Source organism: Isoptericola cucumis, from assembly GCF_014635665.1.
Classification (GTDB): domain Bacteria; phylum Actinomycetota; class Actinomycetes; order Actinomycetales; family Cellulomonadaceae; genus Isoptericola; species Isoptericola cucumis.
Window position 1 is genome coordinate 176,505 of record NZ_BMDG01000001.1, and the last position, 18,963, is coordinate 195,467.

Annotated in this window: 14 protein-coding genes; 4 read left to right on the forward strand and 10 right to left on the reverse strand. The window is 73.8% G+C overall.

Annotated features, from left to right (window positions below):
- Positions 1-4 precede the first annotated feature (4 nt).
- The 6 genes from IEW03_RS00780 to IEW03_RS00805 form a co-directional block, all read right to left on the reverse strand.
- A complete protein-coding gene (locus IEW03_RS00780) occupies positions 5-1,048 on the reverse strand; it encodes an ROK family protein (RefSeq protein ID WP_229737289.1) in 1,044 nt (347 codons plus the stop codon).
- Positions 1,041-1,967 (reverse strand): dihydrodipicolinate synthase family protein, encoded by a 927-nt coding sequence (locus IEW03_RS00785; protein WP_188521742.1) that lies wholly within the window; start codon positions 1,965-1,967, stop codon positions 1,041-1,043. The genes IEW03_RS00780 and IEW03_RS00785 overlap by 8 nt, the downstream gene beginning before the upstream one ends.
- An 88-nt stretch (positions 1,968-2,055) precedes the next feature.
- The gene (locus tag IEW03_RS00790; protein ID WP_188521743.1) at positions 2,056-2,856 is read right to left on the reverse strand and encodes an ABC transporter ATP-binding protein; all 801 of its coding nucleotides are present in this window, start codon (positions 2,854-2,856) and stop codon (positions 2,056-2,058) included.
- Positions 2,853-4,928 carry a dipeptide/oligopeptide/nickel ABC transporter permease/ATP-binding protein gene (locus IEW03_RS00795; protein WP_188521744.1) on the reverse strand — a complete coding sequence of 692 codons (2,076 nt, stop codon included), beginning with the start codon at positions 4,926-4,928 and terminating at the stop codon, positions 2,853-2,855. The genes IEW03_RS00790 and IEW03_RS00795 overlap by 4 nt, the downstream gene beginning before the upstream one ends.
- Before the next feature lies 1 nt (position 4,929).
- Entirely contained in the window at positions 4,930-5,886 is a 957-nt protein-coding gene (locus tag IEW03_RS00800) for an ABC transporter permease (RefSeq protein ID WP_188521745.1), read from the reverse strand.
- A complete protein-coding gene (locus tag IEW03_RS00805; RefSeq protein ID WP_188521746.1) occupies positions 5,883-7,478 on the reverse strand; it encodes an ABC transporter substrate-binding protein in 1,596 nt (531 codons plus the stop codon). The genes IEW03_RS00800 and IEW03_RS00805 overlap by 4 nt, the downstream gene beginning before the upstream one ends.
- A gap of 102 nt (positions 7,479-7,580) precedes the next feature.
- Here IEW03_RS00805 and IEW03_RS00810 point away from each other — a divergent pair, with 102 nt between their 5' ends.
- Complete coding sequence (locus IEW03_RS00810) at positions 7,581-8,330, forward strand: FadR/GntR family transcriptional regulator (protein ID WP_188521747.1); 750 nt, start codon at positions 7,581-7,583, stop codon at positions 8,328-8,330.
- Between the two features lie 26 nt (positions 8,331-8,356).
- On the opposite strand, the gene IEW03_RS00815 is transcribed toward IEW03_RS00810, so the two are convergent.
- From IEW03_RS00815 to IEW03_RS00825, 3 genes are read right to left on the reverse strand one after another with little or no spacing between them, the layout of a single operon-like run.
- Entirely contained in the window at positions 8,357-9,367 is a 1,011-nt protein-coding gene (locus tag IEW03_RS00815; protein ID WP_188521748.1) for a DUF2804 domain-containing protein, read from the reverse strand.
- Positions 9,364-11,229, reverse strand: a complete 1,866-nt coding sequence (locus IEW03_RS00820) for a glycoside hydrolase family 2 protein (protein ID WP_188521749.1) — start codon at positions 11,227-11,229, stop codon at positions 9,364-9,366. Before IEW03_RS00820 ends, IEW03_RS00815 begins: the two co-directional genes overlap by 4 nt.
- Positions 11,226-12,542 carry an MFS transporter gene (locus IEW03_RS00825; RefSeq protein ID WP_188521750.1) on the reverse strand — a complete coding sequence of 439 codons (1,317 nt, stop codon included), beginning with the start codon at positions 12,540-12,542 and terminating at the stop codon, positions 11,226-11,228. The genes IEW03_RS00820 and IEW03_RS00825 overlap by 4 nt, the downstream gene beginning before the upstream one ends.
- 194 nt (positions 12,543-12,736) lie before the next feature.
- Here IEW03_RS00825 and IEW03_RS00830 point away from each other — a divergent pair, with 194 nt between their 5' ends.
- The gene (locus IEW03_RS00830; RefSeq protein ID WP_229737290.1) at positions 12,737-14,377 is read left to right on the forward strand and encodes a sialidase family protein; all 1,641 of its coding nucleotides are present in this window, start codon (positions 12,737-12,739) and stop codon (positions 14,375-14,377) included.
- 100 nt (positions 14,378-14,477) lie between these two features.
- On the opposite strand, the gene IEW03_RS00835 is transcribed toward IEW03_RS00830, so the two are convergent.
- On the reverse strand, positions 14,478-17,045 hold the full coding sequence (locus IEW03_RS00835; protein WP_188521751.1) for an ATP-dependent Clp protease ATP-binding subunit: 2,568 nt from the start codon (positions 17,043-17,045) through the stop codon (positions 14,478-14,480).
- A 221-nt stretch (positions 17,046-17,266) separates the two neighbouring features.
- On the opposite strand from IEW03_RS00835, the gene IEW03_RS00840 reads away from it, so the two are divergent.
- Together IEW03_RS00840 and IEW03_RS00845 are read left to right on the forward strand one after the other, a co-directional pair.
- A complete protein-coding gene (locus IEW03_RS00840) occupies positions 17,267-17,956 on the forward strand; it encodes a hypothetical protein (protein WP_229737291.1) in 690 nt (229 codons plus the stop codon).
- A gap of 102 nt (positions 17,957-18,058) precedes the next feature.
- Positions 18,059-18,946 carry a universal stress protein gene (locus IEW03_RS00845; RefSeq protein WP_188521752.1) on the forward strand — a complete coding sequence of 296 codons (888 nt, stop codon included), beginning with the start codon at positions 18,059-18,061 and terminating at the stop codon, positions 18,944-18,946.
- The last annotated feature ends 17 nt before the right edge of the window (positions 18,947-18,963 follow it).

Genomic DNA, 18,963 nt, shown 5'->3' on the forward strand with positions numbered 1-18,963 from the left:
GTCGTCACTCTCTCCCGGCGGTCGGTGCTGCCGCACCGAGGGCGGACCAGGCGTTGCGGGCGGCGCCCACGACCGCGGCGTCGTCGCCCAGCACGGCGCGGAGCACGGGAAGGTCGGCGAGGACGTCGACGACCTCGCCGCGCAGCGCCCCCTCGAGGGCCGACCACCACAGGTGGCCGGCGCCGCCGACCCCGCCGCCGACCACCACGACCTCGGGGTCGAGCACGGTGACGACGCCGGCGACCGCGCGACCGACGGCCGCGCCTGCCTCGCGGACCACCCGGGCCGCGAGCTCGTCCCCGGCGCCGGCCCGCGCGACGACGTCGCGCGCGTCCGGGCTCGCGGGGTCCCCGCCGAGCGCCAGGTAGCGCCGGTGGATCGCCGGCCCCGCGGCGACGGCCTCCAGGTGACCGGGACGGCCGCACGCGCAGCGCAGGCCCTCCGCGCCGGGCACGGGGGCGTGCCCGATCTCGCCGGCGAGGTGGTGGGCGCCGCGCAGGGGGCGCCCGTCGAGGACCACCGACCCGCCGACGCCCGTGCCGACGGCGACCAGCAGCGCGCTGCGCGCGCCCGCCGCGGCCCCGCGCCACGCCTCGCCCGCCGCGTGCGCGTCGACGTCGTTCTCGACGACGACGAGCGGCGCCACGGCGGACGAGCCGCTGGCCGACGGCCCCGCGACGAGCGGCGCCAGGCGCGCGGCCAGCCCGCCGGCGACGTCCGTCCCGGGCCAGTCGCGGAACGTCTCGGTCGCCGACACGACGACGCCGCGACCGGCGTCGATCACCCCGGCGGCGCCGACGCCCACCGCCCGCAGCGGCGCACCGGACGCCGTCACGACCCGGGTCACCAGCGCGGCGACGGCGTCGAGCACCGCCTCCGGCCCGCTCGCGGCCGGGGTCGGGGCGGTGTGCACCGGCCCGGGCGACCCGTCGGCCGCGACCAGCGCGGCCGCGGTCTTCGTGCCGCCCAGGTCGACGCCCACGACGACGCCGGCCCCGGCTGCCGGCCGGGCCGACCCGGCCAGCGACCCGGCCCCCGGCTCAGGCACCCAGCAGCCCGGCGTCGCGGGTGATCGCCTCGATGCGTGCGGCGGTCGCGTCGTCGAGCGCCTCGACGGGGAACGCCGCCGTCGTGGTGTCGATGAGGCCCTGCCGCTGCGCGGCGACCTTGAACGCGCCCACGCCGGCCGCGTCGCCCGAGCGTCCCGGGGCCTGGAAGACGATCTCGAACAGGGCGGCCAGGCGGTCCTGCTCGCGCTTCGCCTCCTCCCACCTGCCGGCCTCCGCGAGGTCCCACAGCCGCACGTACCCGGCGGCGTCGACGTTCCCGAGGCCCGGGACGACGCCGTCCGCGCCGAGGAGCAGCATCCCGTCGACGACGACCTCGTGGCCCGTGAACAGCGCGAGCGGCGAGCCGGCGGCCGCGTTGGCCGCGACGAGCCGGCGGAACGCCACGTCGTCGCCCGAGGAGTCCTTGACCCCGGCGAGCACGCCCTCGGTCCCGAGGCGCACCAGCAGGTCCGCGCCGAGCTTGGCGTGCACGCGGACGGGGATGTCGTACGCGAGGAGCGGCACGTCGACCGCGGCCGCGACGGCGCGCAGGTGCCGCTCGATCTCGTCGGCGTCGTTGATCGCGTACACCGGGGCGGTCGCGACCACCGCGTCGACGCCGGCGGCGACGAGCGCGCGTGCCTGCGCGGCGACGCGCGCCGTCGTGAGGTCGATGGCGCCGCCCATGACGGGGACGCGGCCGTCGACGGCCGCCACCACCGTCCGCACGACGAGGTCCCGCTGGGCGTCGGTGAGGTAGGCGACCTCGCCGGTCGACCCGAGCACGAACACGCCGTGCACGCCGGCGTCCACGAGGTGGCGCACGAGCCGGTCGAGGGACGCGGTGTCGACCTCGCCGTCGGCGGTGAACGGGGTGAGGACGGGCGGGACGATGCCGCGGAAGGGGTGCGTGGTCACGTGGTGCTCCGGTTCTGGGGGTGCGGTGAGGGGTGGACGGGCGGGAAGGTCACGGCGCGGTCGTCACGGCGCGGGGTCACGGCGGGGGTCACAGCAGCGCGGGCGCCGCGGCGAGCAGGGTGCGGGTGTAGCTGTCCTGGGGGTCGTCGAGGACGCGCGCCGCCGGGCCCGACTCGACGACCCGGCCGGCGCGCATGACGACGATCTCGTCGGACACGTGCCGCACGGTCTGGATGTCGTGGGAGATGAAGACCATCCCCAGGTCGAGCTCGGCCTTGAGGTCGGCGAGCAGGTTGAGGATCTGCGCGCGGACGGAGACGTCGAGGGCGGACGTCGGCTCGTCGGCGACGACGACGTCCGGCTCGAGCGCCAGGGCCCGCGCGATCGCCACGCGCTGGCGCTGCCCGCCCGAGAGCTGGCCGGGCATCGCCTCCAGCGCGGACGACGGGAGCCCGACGAGGTGGACGAGGTCGCGCACGCGGGCCTCCCGCGAGGCCGCGTCGCCCACCCGGTGCACGTCGAGGGGGTCGCGCAGCGCGTCGCGCACCGTCATGCGGGCGTTGAGCGCCGTCGCCGGGTCCTGGAAGACGACCGACACGACGCGGCCCACCTTCTTGCGCACCGCCGGCGTGTACCGCGTGACGACGTCCCCGCGGAAGCGGACCTCGCCGCGGGTGGGCGGCTGGAGGCCGACGAGGACCTTCGCCATCGTGGACTTGCCCGACCCGGACTCCCCCACGATGCCGACGGTCTGGCCGCGGTGGACCTGGACCGAGACGTCGTCCACGGCGTGCACGTGCTTGGCCTTGAACAGGGTGCCGGCCCGGGACTTGAAGACGACGTGCACGCCGCACAGCTCGACCACGGGCGGGTTGGTCGTGGTGCTCATCGGGCGCCTCCGATCGCGCTGGGCTCGGCGCCGGCCGGCGCCGCGTACCCCGTCTCGAGCTCGGGGGTGCCGGGGGCGACCGCCACGAGATGGTGGGAGTGCCCCGGCACGGCGCGCAGCACGGGCCGCACGTCCGACCGGCGGTCGCCGCGCGAGGACCGGGCGGCGAAGCGGTCGCCGGCCGGGAAGTCGCGCGGCGACGGCACGGTGCCGGGGATCTGGTGCAGGCGGGTCGAGCGCGACTCGATGGACAGCACCGAGCCGAGCAGCCCCTGGGTGTACTCGTGCCGCGGGTCGAGCAGCAGCTCGCGCGTCGTGGCCTGCTCGACCACCTGGCCGGCGTACATGACGGTGACGCGGTGGGCGATCTCGGCGACGAGCGCGAGGTCGTGGCTCACGAACACCATCGCGAAGCCGAGCTTGGCGCGCAGCTCCTCGAGCAGCTCGACGACCTGGGCCTGCACGGTCACGTCGAGTGCGGTGGTCGGTTCGTCCGCGATGACGAGCTTGGGGTCGCGGGTGAGGGCCATCGCGATGAGCACCCGCTGCCGCTGCCCGCCGGACAGCTCGTGCGGGTAGCTCCTGAGCGTGCGCTCCGGGTCGAGCCCCACGAGCTCGAGCAGCTCGTGGGCGGTGCGGGTGCCGCCCCGGCGCGTCAGCTGCTTCATCTGGGCCCGCACCAGCATCGACGGGTTGAGCGAGCTCAGCGCGTCCTGGTAGATCATCGCGATCTCGGTGCCGCGCAGCGACGCGCGCTCCCGGTCCCCCATGGCGAGCAGGTCGCGGCCGCCGTAGCGGATCTCGCCGCTGATCTGCGCGGACCCCCCGAGCAGCCCCATGATCGCGAGCGAGGTGATCGACTTGCCGCAGCCGGACTCGCCGACGAGCGCCATGGTCTCGCCCGGGCGGACGGAGAACGACACGTCGTCGACGACGGCGACGTCACCGTGGCGCGCGGGGAACCGGATGGACAGGTTCCGCACCTCGAGCAGGGGCTCGGCGTCCGGGACGTCGTCGTGCCGGTCGGCGCGGCCCGTCTCGGCGGCGCGCAGGGTCGCGAGGCGGTCGGCGAGCGGCACCTCCGGCTCGACGTGCTCGAGGTCCGGGTCGACGTCGGCGACGGTCGTCGCGGCGTCGGCCGCCGCGGCGGCCTCCCGGGCGGCCGAGGCCTCGGCGGCCGGGGCGTCCTGCGCGTCGTCGGTGCGGGCGCTCCGGACGGCCCCGCGGGGGGCGGCGACCATCGCGTCGGTCATGCCCTCGGAGAGCACGTTGAGCGCGAGCACCGTGACCATGATCAGCAGCCCGGGGAAGAAGGTCGCCCACCAGTAGCCGCCCATGACCAGGTCGCGGCCGTCGGAGATGACGTTGCCCCACGACGGCTGCGGCGGCTGGACGCCGGCCTGGATGAAGGACAGCGACGCCTCGAGGATGATCGCGTCGGCGACGAGCACGGTGGTGAAGACGAGCACCGGGGCGATGCAGTTGCGCATCACGTGCTTGGCGAGGATCCAGGAGGTGCGCGCACCCATGACGCGGGTGGCGGAGACGTAGTCCTCGCCGTACTGGTCGAGGATGTTCGCGCGGACCACCCGGGTGAGCTGGGGCGTGTACAGGAACGCGATCGTCAGCACCAGGACCGGCAGGGACCGCCCGAACACGGTCACGAAGACGGCCGCGAGCGCGATGCCGGGGAACGACATGACGACGTCCAGGACGCGCATGAGCGTCTCGGCGACGTACTTGTTCGCGGTCGCCGTGACCGCCCCGAGCACGCCGGCCGCCACGAGGGCCACCCCGGTGGCGCCGATGCCGATGACGAGCGAGTACCGCGCACCGTAGACGAGGCGGGAGTAGATGTCGCGGCCCTGGCGGTCGGTGCCGAACCAGTGGTCCCCGCTGGGGGGCTGCACCGGCGTGCCCGACGCCAGCGGGTCGTCGGCGGTCACCAGCGGCGCGAAGACCGCGGCCAGCGCGACGAGGAGGACGACGGCGAGCGCGATCCTGGAGGCCACCGGCAGGGCGCGCAGGCGCAGCGCCGGCGCGGAGAGTCGTTCTGCGAGGTTGCGTCGCACGTCACACCGTCCTGATCCGCGGGTTGACGAGCACGTAGAGCAGGTCGACCACGATGTTGATGAGCACGAAGGCGAGCGCCACGGTCAGGGTGACGCCCTGGACCAGGTTGGCCTGGTTGGAGGTGATGCCCTCCAGGATGAGGGTGCCCATCCCGGGCAGCGCGAAGATGACCTCGATGACCACCGCGCCGCCGATGAGGTAGCCGACCCGCAGGCCGAGCACGGTGATCGGGGTGATCAGCGCGTTGCGCAGCACGTTGCGGCCGACGACGACGCTGCGCGGCAGCCCGGCCCCGATGGCTGTCCGCACGTAGTCCTTGTCGAGCTCCTCGACCATGGACGTGCGGATCACCCGGGTCATCTGGCCGACCACGGGCACGGCGAGCGCCACGGCGGGCAGGGCCATGCGGGCGAGGTAGCCGGCCGGGTCCTCGTCGAGGGCCGGGAGCGGCCCGCTGCCGGGCAGCAGGTCGAGCTGCAGCGTGAAGAGCTGGATGAACAGGACCGCGAGCCAGAACGACGGGGTGCCGAGCGACACGACCGAGACGACACGGATGACCTGGTCGGGCCACCGGTCGCGGTAGAGCGCGGCGACCACGCCGAACGCGAAGGCGAGGACCACGGCGATCGCGAGGCCGATGAAGGTCAGCGCGAGCGTGATGGGCAGCGCCTGGGCGACGGCGTCCCCGACGGGCAGCTGCCTCGCCGTGTACGTCCCGAGGTCACCCTGGACGAGGCCGCCCAGATAGTGCAGGAACTGGACGAGGAACGGGTCGTTCAGGCCGTTCGCCTCGCGGTAGCTCTCCCGCGCCTCGAGGGACGAGCTCTCGCCGAGCGCGATGATCGCGGGGTCGACGGGCGAGAACGACATCACGAGGAAGACGAGGAGGGTGATGCCCAGGATCATCACCGGGAGCTGGAGGAGACGGCGCGCGACCAGCCGCAGCAGGTTGCTCACGGCCCGACGGAGCCGACGTCGAGGAACGACAGGCCGGTCACCGGCAGCGGCTCGAACCCCTGGAGCTGGTCGGCGTCCCACGCGGTGGGCAGCTTGCGGTGGAACAGGGGGTAGAGCGGCACCTCGTCGGAGATCAGGTCGAAGGACTGCTTCCACGCCTCCTGCTGCTCGACGCCGCTGGTCTGCACGCCCTCGTCGAGCAGCTTCTGCAGCTCGGCGAACTTCGGGTCGTCGTCCCAGCGGTACCGGCGCTCGGACCAGACGTTGTCGCCGAACCACCAGCGCATGAGCAGGTCGGGGTCGTTGCCGAAGACCGACGGGTCGCCGGGCGCGACCATGACGTCGAACTTGCCCTCGTCGACCTTGGCGTACTGGCCGGCCGACTGGCCGACGTCGAGGGTGGTCGAGATCCCGATCGCCTCGAGGTCCTCCTTGATGAGGGGCGCGACGTCGCCGACCCAGCCGGTGTCGGTGGTGGTGAGGTCGATCGACAGGTCGTCGACGCCGGCGTCGGCGAGCAGCTGCTTCGCCTTGTCGGGGTCGTAGGTGTAGACGGTCGAGGCCTCCTGGTAGTCCGGGTGGTCCTTCGGCAGGAAGCTCGTGGCCGCCTCGGCGTTGCCCAGCATGCCGGTCTCGATGATCTTGTCCATGTCCAGGGCGTAGAAGAACGCCTGGCGCACGCGCGGGTCGTCGAACGGCTTCTCGTCGGTGTTGAACATCATGAACAGCAGGCCGAAGGACTGCACCGACTCGACCGTGGCCTGGCTCTCGAGCGCCGGGACGTCGATGTACGGGACGTCCTCGATCGCGGAGACGGTGCCCGAGCTCTGCGCGGTGACGCGGGCGGCGGGATCGGCGAGGAGGTCCCACTCCAGGCCCGCGGCCTGCGCGGGTCGGGGGCCGGTGTAGTCGTCGAAGCGCTCGAAGGTGATCGCCTCGCCGGGCGTCGCCCCGGTGAGCTGGTACGGCCCGGTGCCGACGGGCAGCGAGTTGAACGCGTCGTAGTCGGACTCGACGAGCTTCTCGGGCACGACCTTGACGGTCGACAGGCGCTCGGCCACGAGGCTGAACGGGTGCTTGAGCTCGATCGACACGGTGTCCTCGTCGACGGCGCTGACGGAGTCGACGAAGTCGACGAAGTCGGCGTAGATCGACGCGTTCTTCGGGTCCATCACGCGCTCGAAGCTGTAGACGACGTCGTCCGTGGTGACGGGGCTGCCGTCGTGGAACACCGCGCCCTCGCGGAGGTCCACCTCGTAGTGCGTCTTGTCGATCTCCTCGGGCAGCTCGGCGCCGAGCGCGGCGTAGACCTCGCGGCTCGCCGGGTCGATCTCGGTGAGTCCCTCGAAGACGTGCCAGTTGGCCGCTACGGTCACAGCACCGGTGGTCGTCATCGGGTCGAAGCCGCCCGAGAGGGAGTACGAGATGCCCGCCTTGATGACCGCGTCCTTGTCCACCTCGCCCGTGGCGCCGGCTCCCTGGGACGCGGTGCCGCCACCGCCGGAGCAGGCGGCGAGCGCCATGGCGGCGACGACTCCCGCGGCGACGGCGGCGACGCCGCGGCGGCGGGACGGACTGACATGAAGCCTCATTGGTTCTCCTGACAGTGAGAGCGGGACCGCGGACAGACAGCGGATGTCTGATGTCTGACGTTGTGTAGGCTGACACTAGGACCACGGATCGAAGGGGTCAAGATGGCGACACCACTGCGCAGGAGCTTCACCACGCTCACGGTCGACACGACGCACACCGCGAGCGCGCCCCGACGGGCCACGACCGCCGACCGGATCAAGGACTTCATCCTGGGCGAGGGCCTACGGCCCGGCGACCCGCTCCCGACGGAGGCCGAGCTGTGCGGGCATCTCGGGGTCTCGCGGTCCAGCGTCCGGGAGGCGATCCGCACCCTGTCCACGCTCGACATCGTCGAGGTGCGGCACGGCCACGGGACGTTCGTCGGCGACATGTCGCTCGACGCCCTGGTGGAGGCCCTCGTCTTCCGCGGCGTGCTGAGCCCCGGCGACGAGCTGCGCGCGCTGCGCGACGTCGTCGAGGTCCGCCAGGCGCTCGACAGCGCCATGGCCGCACGCATCGTCGCGAGCCTCGCGGGCACGTCGAACCCCGAGCTGCACGCCCTCGTCGACGAGATGGTCGCGACCGCCGCCGAGGGACGCAGCTTCCCCAAGCAGGACCGCGCGTTCCACACCGCCCTGCTCGCCCGCCTCGACAACTCGCTCGTCGGCCAGCTCGTCGCCGCGTTCTGGGACGTGCACACCGCGGTCGTGCCCAAGCTGGGGCTCTCCGTCGCGGCCGACCTGGACGCCACGGCCCGCGCGCACGGGCTGATGCTCGACGCCGCGGAGGCCGGGGACGTCGAGGCCTTCCAGGCGGCCGTCGTCGCGCACTACGAGCCGATCGACCGCGCTCTCGGCGTCACGACGGCGTAGCCGCCGCCCCGGCCAGCCCGGGCGCGTCACCAGCGGTTGTGGACCTCCTCGGCCCAGCCGACCAGCCCGGCCAGCTCGACCCGGTCGCCGCCACCCGGCGGGGTGAACGACCCCGACCAGTGGCCGAAGCTCTGGTGGGTGGCGGAGGCGACGACGCCCAGGTCCGTCCGCGACCGCTTGTCGTAGAACGGGGTGAAGGTCGCGTCGAGCCCGCCGCCGGTCACGCGCCACGGGCGCCGCGGCGCCGCGAGGTCGTAGGTCCACGTCAGCTCGTCGGGCAGGTACGTGAGCCGCCCGTCGACGACGACCGCGTTCTCGGTCGACCCGGTGCCGACGGTCCAGCGCCCGCCCACCTGGAGCCCGACCACGTGCCCGCCGGAGCGGCCCGAGCCGGCTCCCCAGTTCCACCGCACGTCGTACGGCCAGCGGCCGCGGCCGTGGTCCAGCACCGCCCACGACTCCCCGGCGGCCAGCTCGTGGGCCACCCCCGCCGTCGTGACCGTGCCCCGCGCCGGCCGGGCGACGTCCTTGACCGTGTACTGGAACCGGGTGTCGCTCCACGGCACGACGACGGCGAGGCGCTCGTGGCCCGCGGGCAGCTCGGCGACGACGTCGAACGACGCGTCGGCGGTCCGCGCGCGCAGCCGGGTGCCGCCGGGCACCTCGTCGATCGCGACGTCGAGCCCCTTCGCACGGGCGCGGACGGGGCCGGCCCCGAGCGTGCCCGGCAGGGTCACCCCGCGCGCCGGCACGACGGTCGCGGAAGCGCCGAACGTCTCCTCGGTCGCCCGGTCGAGCACCCACACCTCGTGGACCGCGGCGTAGTCGATCGACGAGGCCGTGACGGCCAGCAGGTGCGTCGGCGTGACGACGCCCCAGTACTCCCACCGCTTGTTGCGGCCGAGGTACCGGCGCCCGTCGCGGGCGACGCCGTCGGTGTCGACCAGCGGGCCACGCGCCCAGCCGACCGCGCGCCGGTCCAGGCGACCGTCGGGGCGGGTGAGCGGCACGCGCTCGGTGAGCTCGGGGAGCGTCATGGGGTCCTCTCGGGTGCAGGGGCGGGCGCGGCGGCGGCCCGCAGCCGGTCGTTGATCTGTCGCATGACGTGCTCGGGCACCTTGACCACCCGGCGGTCGTACGTGACGAGGCCGTTCACCTCGTCCTCGACGTCCGAGAGCTGGGTGTACACGGTGGCGGCGAGCCCGCGCCGGACCGCCGGGACGATCTCGCGGTCGTGCAGGCGGGCGACCGCACGGGCGAGCGTGCGCCGCGAGCGGTAGAGGCGGTAGCCGAACACCTTCCTCCCCCACGTGTGCCCCGGCTCCACCAGGCTGTACCCGCCGTACTCGGTGACGGCCAGCACCCGCCCGTCGCCGCCGCGGCGCCACCGTCGCGGCACCCGCACGGGCCGGAAGTACACGTGCAGGCTGCGCAGGTCGCCCGCGCCCTGGTCGTGCCAGCCGCTGGCGTGGTCGACGGGGCGGGACGGGTCCAGCCGCCGCACGAGGTCGGCCACCCGGGCGGCGTCGAACTGCCCCCACGCCTCGTTGAACGGCACCCACAGGGCGACCGACGGGACGTCGCGCAGGTGCTCGACCATCTCGCGCAGCTCGGCCTCGAACCGCTCCCGGCCCGCCGCGTCCTCGCGGCCGAACCGGTGGTGGCGGCGGTCGTCGAGCGCCGGGGCGCCGAGCACGGGGGCCGTGATCACCAGCGGGTGGTAGCGGCCGCCGCCGTTCACGGCGTCCTGCCACACGAGCATGCCGAGCCGGTCGCAGTGGTGGTACCAGCGCAGCGGCTCGACCTTGACGTGCTTGCGCAGCATGGTGAAGCCCATGGCGCGGGCGAGGCGGACGTCGGCCGCGAGCGCCTCGTCCGTCGGCGCGGTGTACCCGCCGTCGGGCCAGTAGCCCTGGTCCAGCAGGCCCACGGGCAGGTACGGCTCGCCGTTGAGCAGCAGCCGCGGGTGGCCGGCGGCGTCGCGCCCGACGCCGAACGACCGCAGCGCGACGTAGCTGGTCACGCGGTCGTCGCCGAGCGCCACCTCGACGTCGTACAGGAACGGGTCCTCGGGGCTCCACGGGCGCGGCGGCCCGTCCAGCACCAGCCGGGTGGGCGCGCCCACCGGCACCGGGGCCGCGGCGACGACCTGGCCGGCGGCGCGCACCGTGACGTCCGCCGTCGCGCGGTCGTCGGCGTGCGCAGCCGTGACCGTCACCTCGACCTCCCCGGCGTCCAGGTCCGGGACGAGGCGGAGGCGGTCGACGGCGACGCGGGGCAGGATCTCGAGCCACACCGTCTGCCAGATACCGGACTGCGGCGTGTACCAGATGCCGCCGCGCCGGCTCGACTGCTTGCCGCGCGCGAGCCACGACGTGTCGGTGACGTCGCGCACCGCCACGGTGACCTCGTGCTCGCCGGACCCGTCGCCGGCCCCCAGGGCGGCGGTGACGTCGAGCGAGAACGGCAGGTAGCCGCCCGAGTGGCCACCCACCTCGACGCCGTCGACGGCCACGCGGCACGACTGGTCGACCGCGCCGAGGTGCAGCAGCACGCGCTCGCCGGCCGCAAGGGGGCGCGGCAGGGTGAAGCGGCGCCGGTACCAGAGCGTCTCGTCCGGCCGCAGCGAGCGCCCGACCCCGGACAGCGGGGTCTCCGGCGAGAACGGGACGACGATGCGGCCGTCCCAACGGTTCGGCGCGTCGAGGGGGTCGGCGACGGCGCACGGGTCGGCGGCGGCCGCGAGCGGCGTCACCGCGTACTGCCACGGGCCGTTGAGGCTGCACCAGCCCGGGCGGACCAGCTGGGGCCGGGGATGCTCCGGCAGGGGCGCGTCGGCGTCGACCGCGTCGGTCCACGGCGTGGTGAGCACGGCGGGCGCCGTCGTCGCCGCGCTCATCGGCCTGCCTCCCGGCGCGCCAGGCGGCGCAGGAGGGCGACCGGCACGACGACGAGCACCGCCACGGCCGCCGCGGCGGGGAAGATCCACGGCGTCGGCACCTGCTTGACGACGCCCAGGTCGACGTACGTCTCGTCCGCCCCCACGATGACCGCCGCCCCGACGAACGGGCCGACGACCATCGGCAGGGCGACCATGGCGATCATCCGCAGCCCCTGCACCATGCCGACGCGACCGTCGGGGGTCTCGTCGCGCACGCTCGCGGCGAGCGCCGCGGCGGCGAGGAGGAACCCGCTCATCATGACGGTGCCGGCGGCGACGACCGGCCACGTCCCGCGGGCGACGAACATGCCGAGCAGGCCCGCGACGAGCACCCCGGTCGCCGGCAGGATCGTGCGCTGCTTGCCCACCCGGTCGATGCCCCGGCCGCCCAGCACGCTCACCACGGAGGCGGTCACGAGCACCACGGCGAGCACGAGCGGGTACCCGTCGATCCGCAGGTACCGCTGCAGGTAGATGATCAGGTAGGGCAGGAACACCTGCGTGCTGGTGCCGACGGCGGCCCAGGCCGCGAGCAGCAGGTACAGGCGCGGGTGCCGGCGGGCGGTGCTCGGCCGCAGCCCGTGGACCAGCGACGCGAGGTAGCCGTCGGCGGGCGGTCGGGTCGCGACGGGCTCGCGCACGAGGACCTGGGCGAGGACGCCGACCACGGCGGTGACGCCGCCGACGACGCCGAAGAACAGCTCCCACCGGCCGGCCTGCGTCAGCGGGTCGAGCGCCCCGAACACGACCAGCATCGCCACCAGCGGCATGATCGCCAGCACGCCGTCCACCCGCCCGCGGTTGGCGGGGGTGGTCGACTCGGTGACCCAGGCGTTGAACGCGGCGTCGTTCGCGCCGGACCCGAAGACCGACATGGCGCAGTCCAGGACGACGACGGCCACGACGGCGGCGCCGACGGTCGTGGTGACCGCCCCGGCCGCGGGCGAGACGAGGCCGAAGGCGGCGGTGGTCGCGCCCCACAGGACGTACCCGACGGCGATGAACGGGCGGCGCCGCGCGACACGGTCGGACCAGGCGCCCACGAGGAACGTGGCGGCGGTCGCCGCGACCGCCGAGGCGGCGACGAGCCCGGCGAGGACGTTCGGGTCGGTGGAGATCGTGTCGTAGACGAACACGTTGAGGTACATGTTCTCGACGGTCCAGGCCAGCTGCCCCACCAGGCCGACGACGACCACCGTGACCCAGGCCCGCGCGCCGAGGGCGTCGCGGCGGCTGCGTGCCGCGGGCACGGCGCGGGTCGGTGTCGTCATCGGCTTCCTTGCTGACGTCGGCTGACTTCCGGAGACGTGGCTGATCCTAGGCCCCGTTGCGCCGCGCCCTGACCTGGCCATAGGTTGGGCGAGACGTCAGACATCCGATGTCAGTCGTCATGAGCTCAGGACCGAAGTGGCACCGTCGCCGCCGGCCCCCCGTGCCCTCGACCACTCCCCGAGGAAGGACGAGCATGCCCGTTCCCCGACCAGTCCCCCGCGCTCCCCGACGAGCCCCCGCCCCCCGCGCCCGCCGCACGCCCCGGGCCTCCCGCACGGCCGCGGCGATCGCCCTCGCCGTCGCCGTCGCGGGCACGTTCGCCGTCGCCGCACCCGCCGGCGCGCACCACCTCGACCCCGCGCCGGACCACGACGTCGCGCCGCCCACCGGCGGAGGTGGCTCGGCGAGCGAGCAGCAGCTCGCCACCAACGGCGAGGGCGACTTCCCGAACTACCGCATCCCCGCGCTGACGGTCGCGAACAACGGCGACGTGCTCGCGTCGTACGACGGCCGGCCCACGGCCGCGGACTCCCCCGGCCCCAACTCGATCCTCCAGCGCCGCTCCACCGACAGCGGCGCCACCTGGGGACCGCAGGAGGTGGTCGCCGCCGGCAAGACGACGGCACCGGTCGTGGGGTACTCCGACCCGAGCTACGTCGTCGACCGCGAGACCGGCGACATCTTCAACTTCCACGTGAAGTCGTACGACCAGGGCTTCGGCGGGTCGCAGCCCGGCGTCGACCCCGACGACCGGGACGTCATCCAGGCGGACGTCTCGACGTCCACCGACGACGGCCGCACCTGGACCCACCGCACCATCACGGCCGACGTCACCGCCGACCTGGGCTGGCGCTCACGGTTCGCCACGTCCGGGCAGGGGATCCAGCTCAAGTACGGCGAGCACGCCGGCCGGCTGGTGCAGCAGTACACGATCATCAACGGCTCGGGCGACTTCCAGGCCGTGTCCGTGTACTCCGACGACCACGGCGCGACGTGGGAGGTCGGCACCCCCGTCGGCACGGGGATGGACGAGAACAAGACGGTGGAGCTGTCGGACGGGCGCGTCATGCTGAACTCGCGCGACTCCGCGCGCTCCGGCTACCGCAAGGTCGCCTACTCCACCGACGGCGGCGTCACCTACGGCCCGGTGACGCTCGACCGCGAGCTGCCCGACCCGACGAACAACGCGTCGATCGTCCGCGCCTACCCGAACGCGCCGCAGGGCTCCGCCGAGGCGAAGGTGCTGCTGTTCTCGAACGCGGCGTCCACCTCCTCGCGGAGCAACGGCACCGTGCGGGTCAGCTTCGACGACGGCGAGACGTGGGCCGCGTCCCGCACCTTCCACTCCGCCGGCATGGCCTACTCCACGCTCGCGACCCTGCCGGACGGGAACGTCGGCCTCCTGTACGAGCCGGAGGCCGGCAACGGCGGCATCCGCTTCGCCACGTTCGACCTCGACTGGGTCCTCGCCGGCACGGTGGCGCCGGGCACCCTCCAGGTCGGCGACGCGACGCTGACCCGCCCGCAGGACGGGTACGCCGTCGGCGACGTGCTGAGCTTCTCCTTCGCGGTGCGCAACCTCTCCGACGCCACCACGACCGTCGTGCCCACCGGCAACCTGGCGCACCTCGACCCGGCCACGAGCGCCCGCAACTGCCGCTGGACGAACCTGGCGCCGGGCGCGACGTACACGTGCCGGCACGCGCAGCACGTCGTGACCGCCGACGACCTCGCCGCGGGCAGCTTCACCCCCGTCACGACCTGGACCTCCACGTCGGGCGGGCACGTGACGACGCTCGAGCGGTCCGGCCCGGCCGTCGCCCTCGCGGGCTGACTCCCCGGCGAGGACGCCCGGGCACGACGAAGGCCCCGGGCCCCGTGAGGGGGGCCCGGGGCCTTCGGTCGGCCGTGCCGGCGTCAGCCGGCGGTCGGGATCACTCCGCGCCGGCCTGCAGCTGCCCGGTCGGGGGCAGGTCGCGGACGGACACGCCGGTCGGGGCGTCGAGCGCCGCCGCGGCGCCGACCGAGACCGGGCCGCGGTCGTGCTCGGACTTCGGCACCCCGCGGAAGGTGAACTCCCCGAGGATGCCCTCGCCCTCGCCGTCGACGATCACCATCTCGCCCGGCTTGATCTCGCCGAACAGGATCTTCTCGGACAGGGTGTCCTCGATCTCCCGCTGGATGGCCCGCTTCAGCGGACGGGCGCCCAGGACCGGGTCGTAGCCCTTCTCCGCCAGCAGGTTCTTCGCGGCGGTGGTGAGCTCGATGGCCATGTCCTTGTCGTGCAGGCGCTTGTCCAGCTTGGCGACCTCCAGGTCGACGATCTCGACGATCTCGTCCTGCGAGAGCTGCGGGAAGACCACCACGTCGTCGACGCGGTTGAGGAACTCCGGCCGGAAGTGCTGCTTGAGCTCCTCGTTGACCTTCGACTTCATCCGCTCGTACGACGTGACCAGGTCGCCGCCGGCGTTGAAGCCGGTCTGGACGCCCTTGGCGATGTCCCGCGTGCCGAGGTTCGTGGTCATGATGATCACGGTGTTCTTGAAGTCGACCACCCGGCCCTGCGAGTCGGTGAGGCGACCGTCCTCGAGCACCTGCAGCAGCGAGTTGAAGATGTCGGCGTGCGCCTTCTCCACCTCGTCGAACAGGACCACGGAGAACGGCTTGCGCCGCACCTTCTCGGTGAGCTGGCCGCCCTCGTCGTACCCGACGTAGCCGGGGGGCGAGCCGAACAGCCGCGAGACGGTGTGCTTCTCCGAGAACTCGGACATGTCGAGCTGGATGAGCGCGTCCTCGTCCCCGAAGAGGAACTCGGCGAGCGCCTTGGCCAGCTCGGTCTTCCCGACGCCGGTGGGGCCGGCGAAGATGAACGAGCCACCGGGGCGCTTCGGGTCCTTGAGCCCGGCGCGCGTGCGACGGATCGCCTGCGACAGCGCCTTGATCGCGGCCTCCTGGCCGACGACCCGCTTGTGGATCTCGTCCTCCATGTGGAGCAGCCGGCTGGACTCCTCCTCGGTGAGCTTGACGACGGGGATGCCGGTGGACATCGCCAGCACCTCGGCGATCAGCTCGTCGTCGACCTCCGCGACGGAGTCGAGGTCGCCCGACTTCCAGGCCTTCTCCTTCTCGGCACGCTGGGCGGTGAGCTGCTTCTCCTTGTCCCGCAGCCCGGCGGCCTTCTCGAAGTCCTGCTCGTCGATCGCCGACTCCTTGTCGCGGCGAGCGTCGGCGATCTCCTCGTCCAGGGCCTTGAGCTCCGGCGGGGCCGTCATCCGGCGGATGCGCAGGCGCGCGCCCGCCTCGTCGATGAGGTCGATCGCCTTGTCCGGCAGGTACCGGTCGTTGATGTACCGGTCGGCGAGCTGCGCGGCGGAGACCAGCGCCGAGTCCGTGATGGACACGCGGTGGTGCGCCTCGTAGCGGTCGCGCAGACCCTTGAGGATCTCGATGGCGTGCTCGAGCGACGGCTCGTTCACCTGGATCGGCTGGAAGCGGCGCTCCAGGGCCGGGTCCTTCTCGACGTACTTGCGGTACTCGTCGAGCGTGGTGGCGCCGATGGTCTGCAGCTCGCCACGGGCCAGCATCGGCTTGAGGATGCTGGCGGCGTCGATCGCGCCCTCGGCAGCGCCCGCCCCGACGAGGGTGTGGATCTCGTCGATGAACAGGATGATGTCGCCGCGGGTGCGGATCTCCTTGAGCACCTTCTTGAGGCGCTCCTCGAAGTCACCGCGGTAGCGCGAGCCGGCCACGAGCGCGCCCAGGTCCAGCGTGTACAGCTGCTTGTCCTTGAGCGTCTCGGGCACGTCGCCGCGCACGACGTCCTGCGCCAGCCCCTCGACGACGGCCGTCTTGCCGACGCCGGGCTCGCCGATGAGGACCGGGTTGTTCTTGGTGCGGCGGCTCAGCACCTGCATGACCCGCTCGATCTCCGTCGAGCGCCCGATCACGGGGTCGAGCTTGCCCTCGCGCGCGGCCTGGGTGAGGTTGCGGCCGAACTGGTCGAGGACGGCGGAGCCGGACGGCTGCCCCTCCTGCGGACCGCCGGCGGCCACGGGCTCCTTGCCCTGGTACCCGCTGAGCAGCTGGATGACCTGCTGGCGCACCTTGTTCAGGTCGGCGCCCATCTTGGTGAGCACCTGTGCGGCGACACCCTCACCCTCGCGGATGAGGCCGAGCAGGATGTGCTCGGTGCCGATGTAGTTGTGCCCGAGCTGCAGCGCCTCGCGCAGCGACAGCTCCAGCACCTTCTTGGCGCGCGGCGTGAACGGGATGTGCCCGCTCGGGGCCTGCTGGCCCTCACCGATGATCTCGGTGACCTGCGTGCGCACCCCGTCGAGCGAGATGCCCAGGGACTCCAGGGCCTTCGCCGCGACGCCCTCACCCTCGTGGATGAGACCGAGCAGGATGTGCTCGGTGCCGATGTAGTTGTGGTTGAGCATCCTCGCCTCTTCCTGCGCGAGGACGACCACCCGACGGGCTCGGTCCGTAAATCTCTCGAACATGTGCTGCTCCCTCACGAGCGGCGTTTCCTGCACCCCGTCGGAGATGACGGCGACAGCCTGACCGCTACGACTCTATGCGCTCACAACGCGCCGACACCCCCCGGTAAGCCCATGTTCGCCAGGGGCGTGACGGCGTGCCGCGTTGCCACCCGCCGGTCGGGCGGTCCAGGCTCGGCAGGAGGGCCCGTAGCGGCGGCCGTACCGACCCGGGGGGTTAGGACATGGACGGCATCGACGGCATCGAGCAGCACGACGGCGGGAGCGGCGCCGGCCGGCAGGGCGGCACGTGGGAGAGCGAGGACGCCCGCATCGCCCGGTTCTCCGGGGTGGTCGCCGAGGTCTCCGACCCGCTGACCTGGGGCCTCGATCTCGAGGACGAGGCGCTCACCGGCCTCGCCGACGAGGAGGACCCCACCTGCGAGCGGTTCGTCCGCGCGTACCGGTGCTTCACCGGCGAGGCGCTCGAGGTCGAGACGCTGCGCACGGTCGTGCCGGACGACGACGTGGAGGACGTGGTGCGCGCCGCCTGCTCCGGCGCGCTCGCCGCGCCCCTGCACGCCGACATCGCGGCCCCCGTCGGCACGGAGCCCGAGGACGCGACGCAGCCCGGGCGCGGGCACGCGGCCGGCGGCGACTTCGCCGACGCCTACCTCGACTACCGCAGCGCGATGCGGGCGCTGGTCGACGAGGTCGACGAGGCACCGCTGCGCCCCGGGACGTTCGGCGTCGACGGCGAGGACGCCGTCAGCGTGGGCGTCACGGCGCGGGGCACCACCGCCGTCTACGTGGTCGCGGCCGGGCGGGCGCTCGTCGTCACCGGGCCCGCGGACCTCGTGGACCGGGTCGACGTCGTCACGCAGCCGGTACGGATGCTGCTGTCCGGGCGGGACAAGCGCCGCGAGCGCGGCTGACCGCCCCTCCGGGCCGACGTCACACCGCCTTCCCCCGACGTGCGCGGCGGACGCGCCCTATCCTGCAGGTCAGGACACCGTGACGAGGGAAGCAGGTGACCGATGCGCGGCATCGTGGTCGGCGTGAACGGCTCGACGGAGGCGGACGAGGCCCTGGACTGGGCGATGCGCGAGGCGGCGAGCCGGCAGGCCCCCCTGCACGCCGTCCTCGTGACCCGGGCGGGCGCCAGCAGCGGCGACGCCGCGCTCGACTCGGGCGAGCACGAGCAGGTCCGAACATATCTCGAGCGCGCCCGCGGACGCACGGGGCTCGACCCGCAGGCGGAGACCCACGTGGTGCCCGGGCCCGCGGCGGACGCCCTGCTGGAGGCCTCCGCGGACGCGGACATGCTCGTCCTCGGCCGGCGCCAGCGCGGGCGCCTGGGGCGGCGCGTGCTCGGCTCGGTCTCCAGCACGGTGGTCGAGCACGCACGCGTGCCGGTGACGGTCGTGCGGCACGGCGACCCGGCGGACCCGGCCGACGGCACGATCACCGTCGACGGCTCCGCGGAGGCTGCCACGCGCGGTCCGCGCATCGTCGTCGGCGTGGACTCCTCGGCGTCCAGCGTCGCGGCGCTGCGGCACGCGGCCGAGGTCGCGACCCGCACCGGGGCCGAGCTGGAGGCCGTCTTCGCCTGGCAGATCACGACGCTCGCGCCCCTGCCCGGCTCCTGGGGCTGGGCCCCGCCGATCGACGACTACGAGAGCTTCGCGGCGGACGCGCTCCGCGGTGCCGTGGAGGCGGCGAGCCACGGGCTGCCCGCCGACCGCGTGCACGAGCGCGTCGTGCACGGGCAGGCCGCGAAGGCGCTCGTGGCGGCGGCGGGCGGCGCGGACCGGCTCGTGGTGGGCGCGCGCGGCCTGGGCGGTTTCGACCGGCTGCTGCTCGGCTCCGTGAGCCGGCAGGTGCTCGACTTCTCCCCCTGCCCCGTCACGGTCGTCCGCGGCTGAGGCGACCGGCGGGAGGA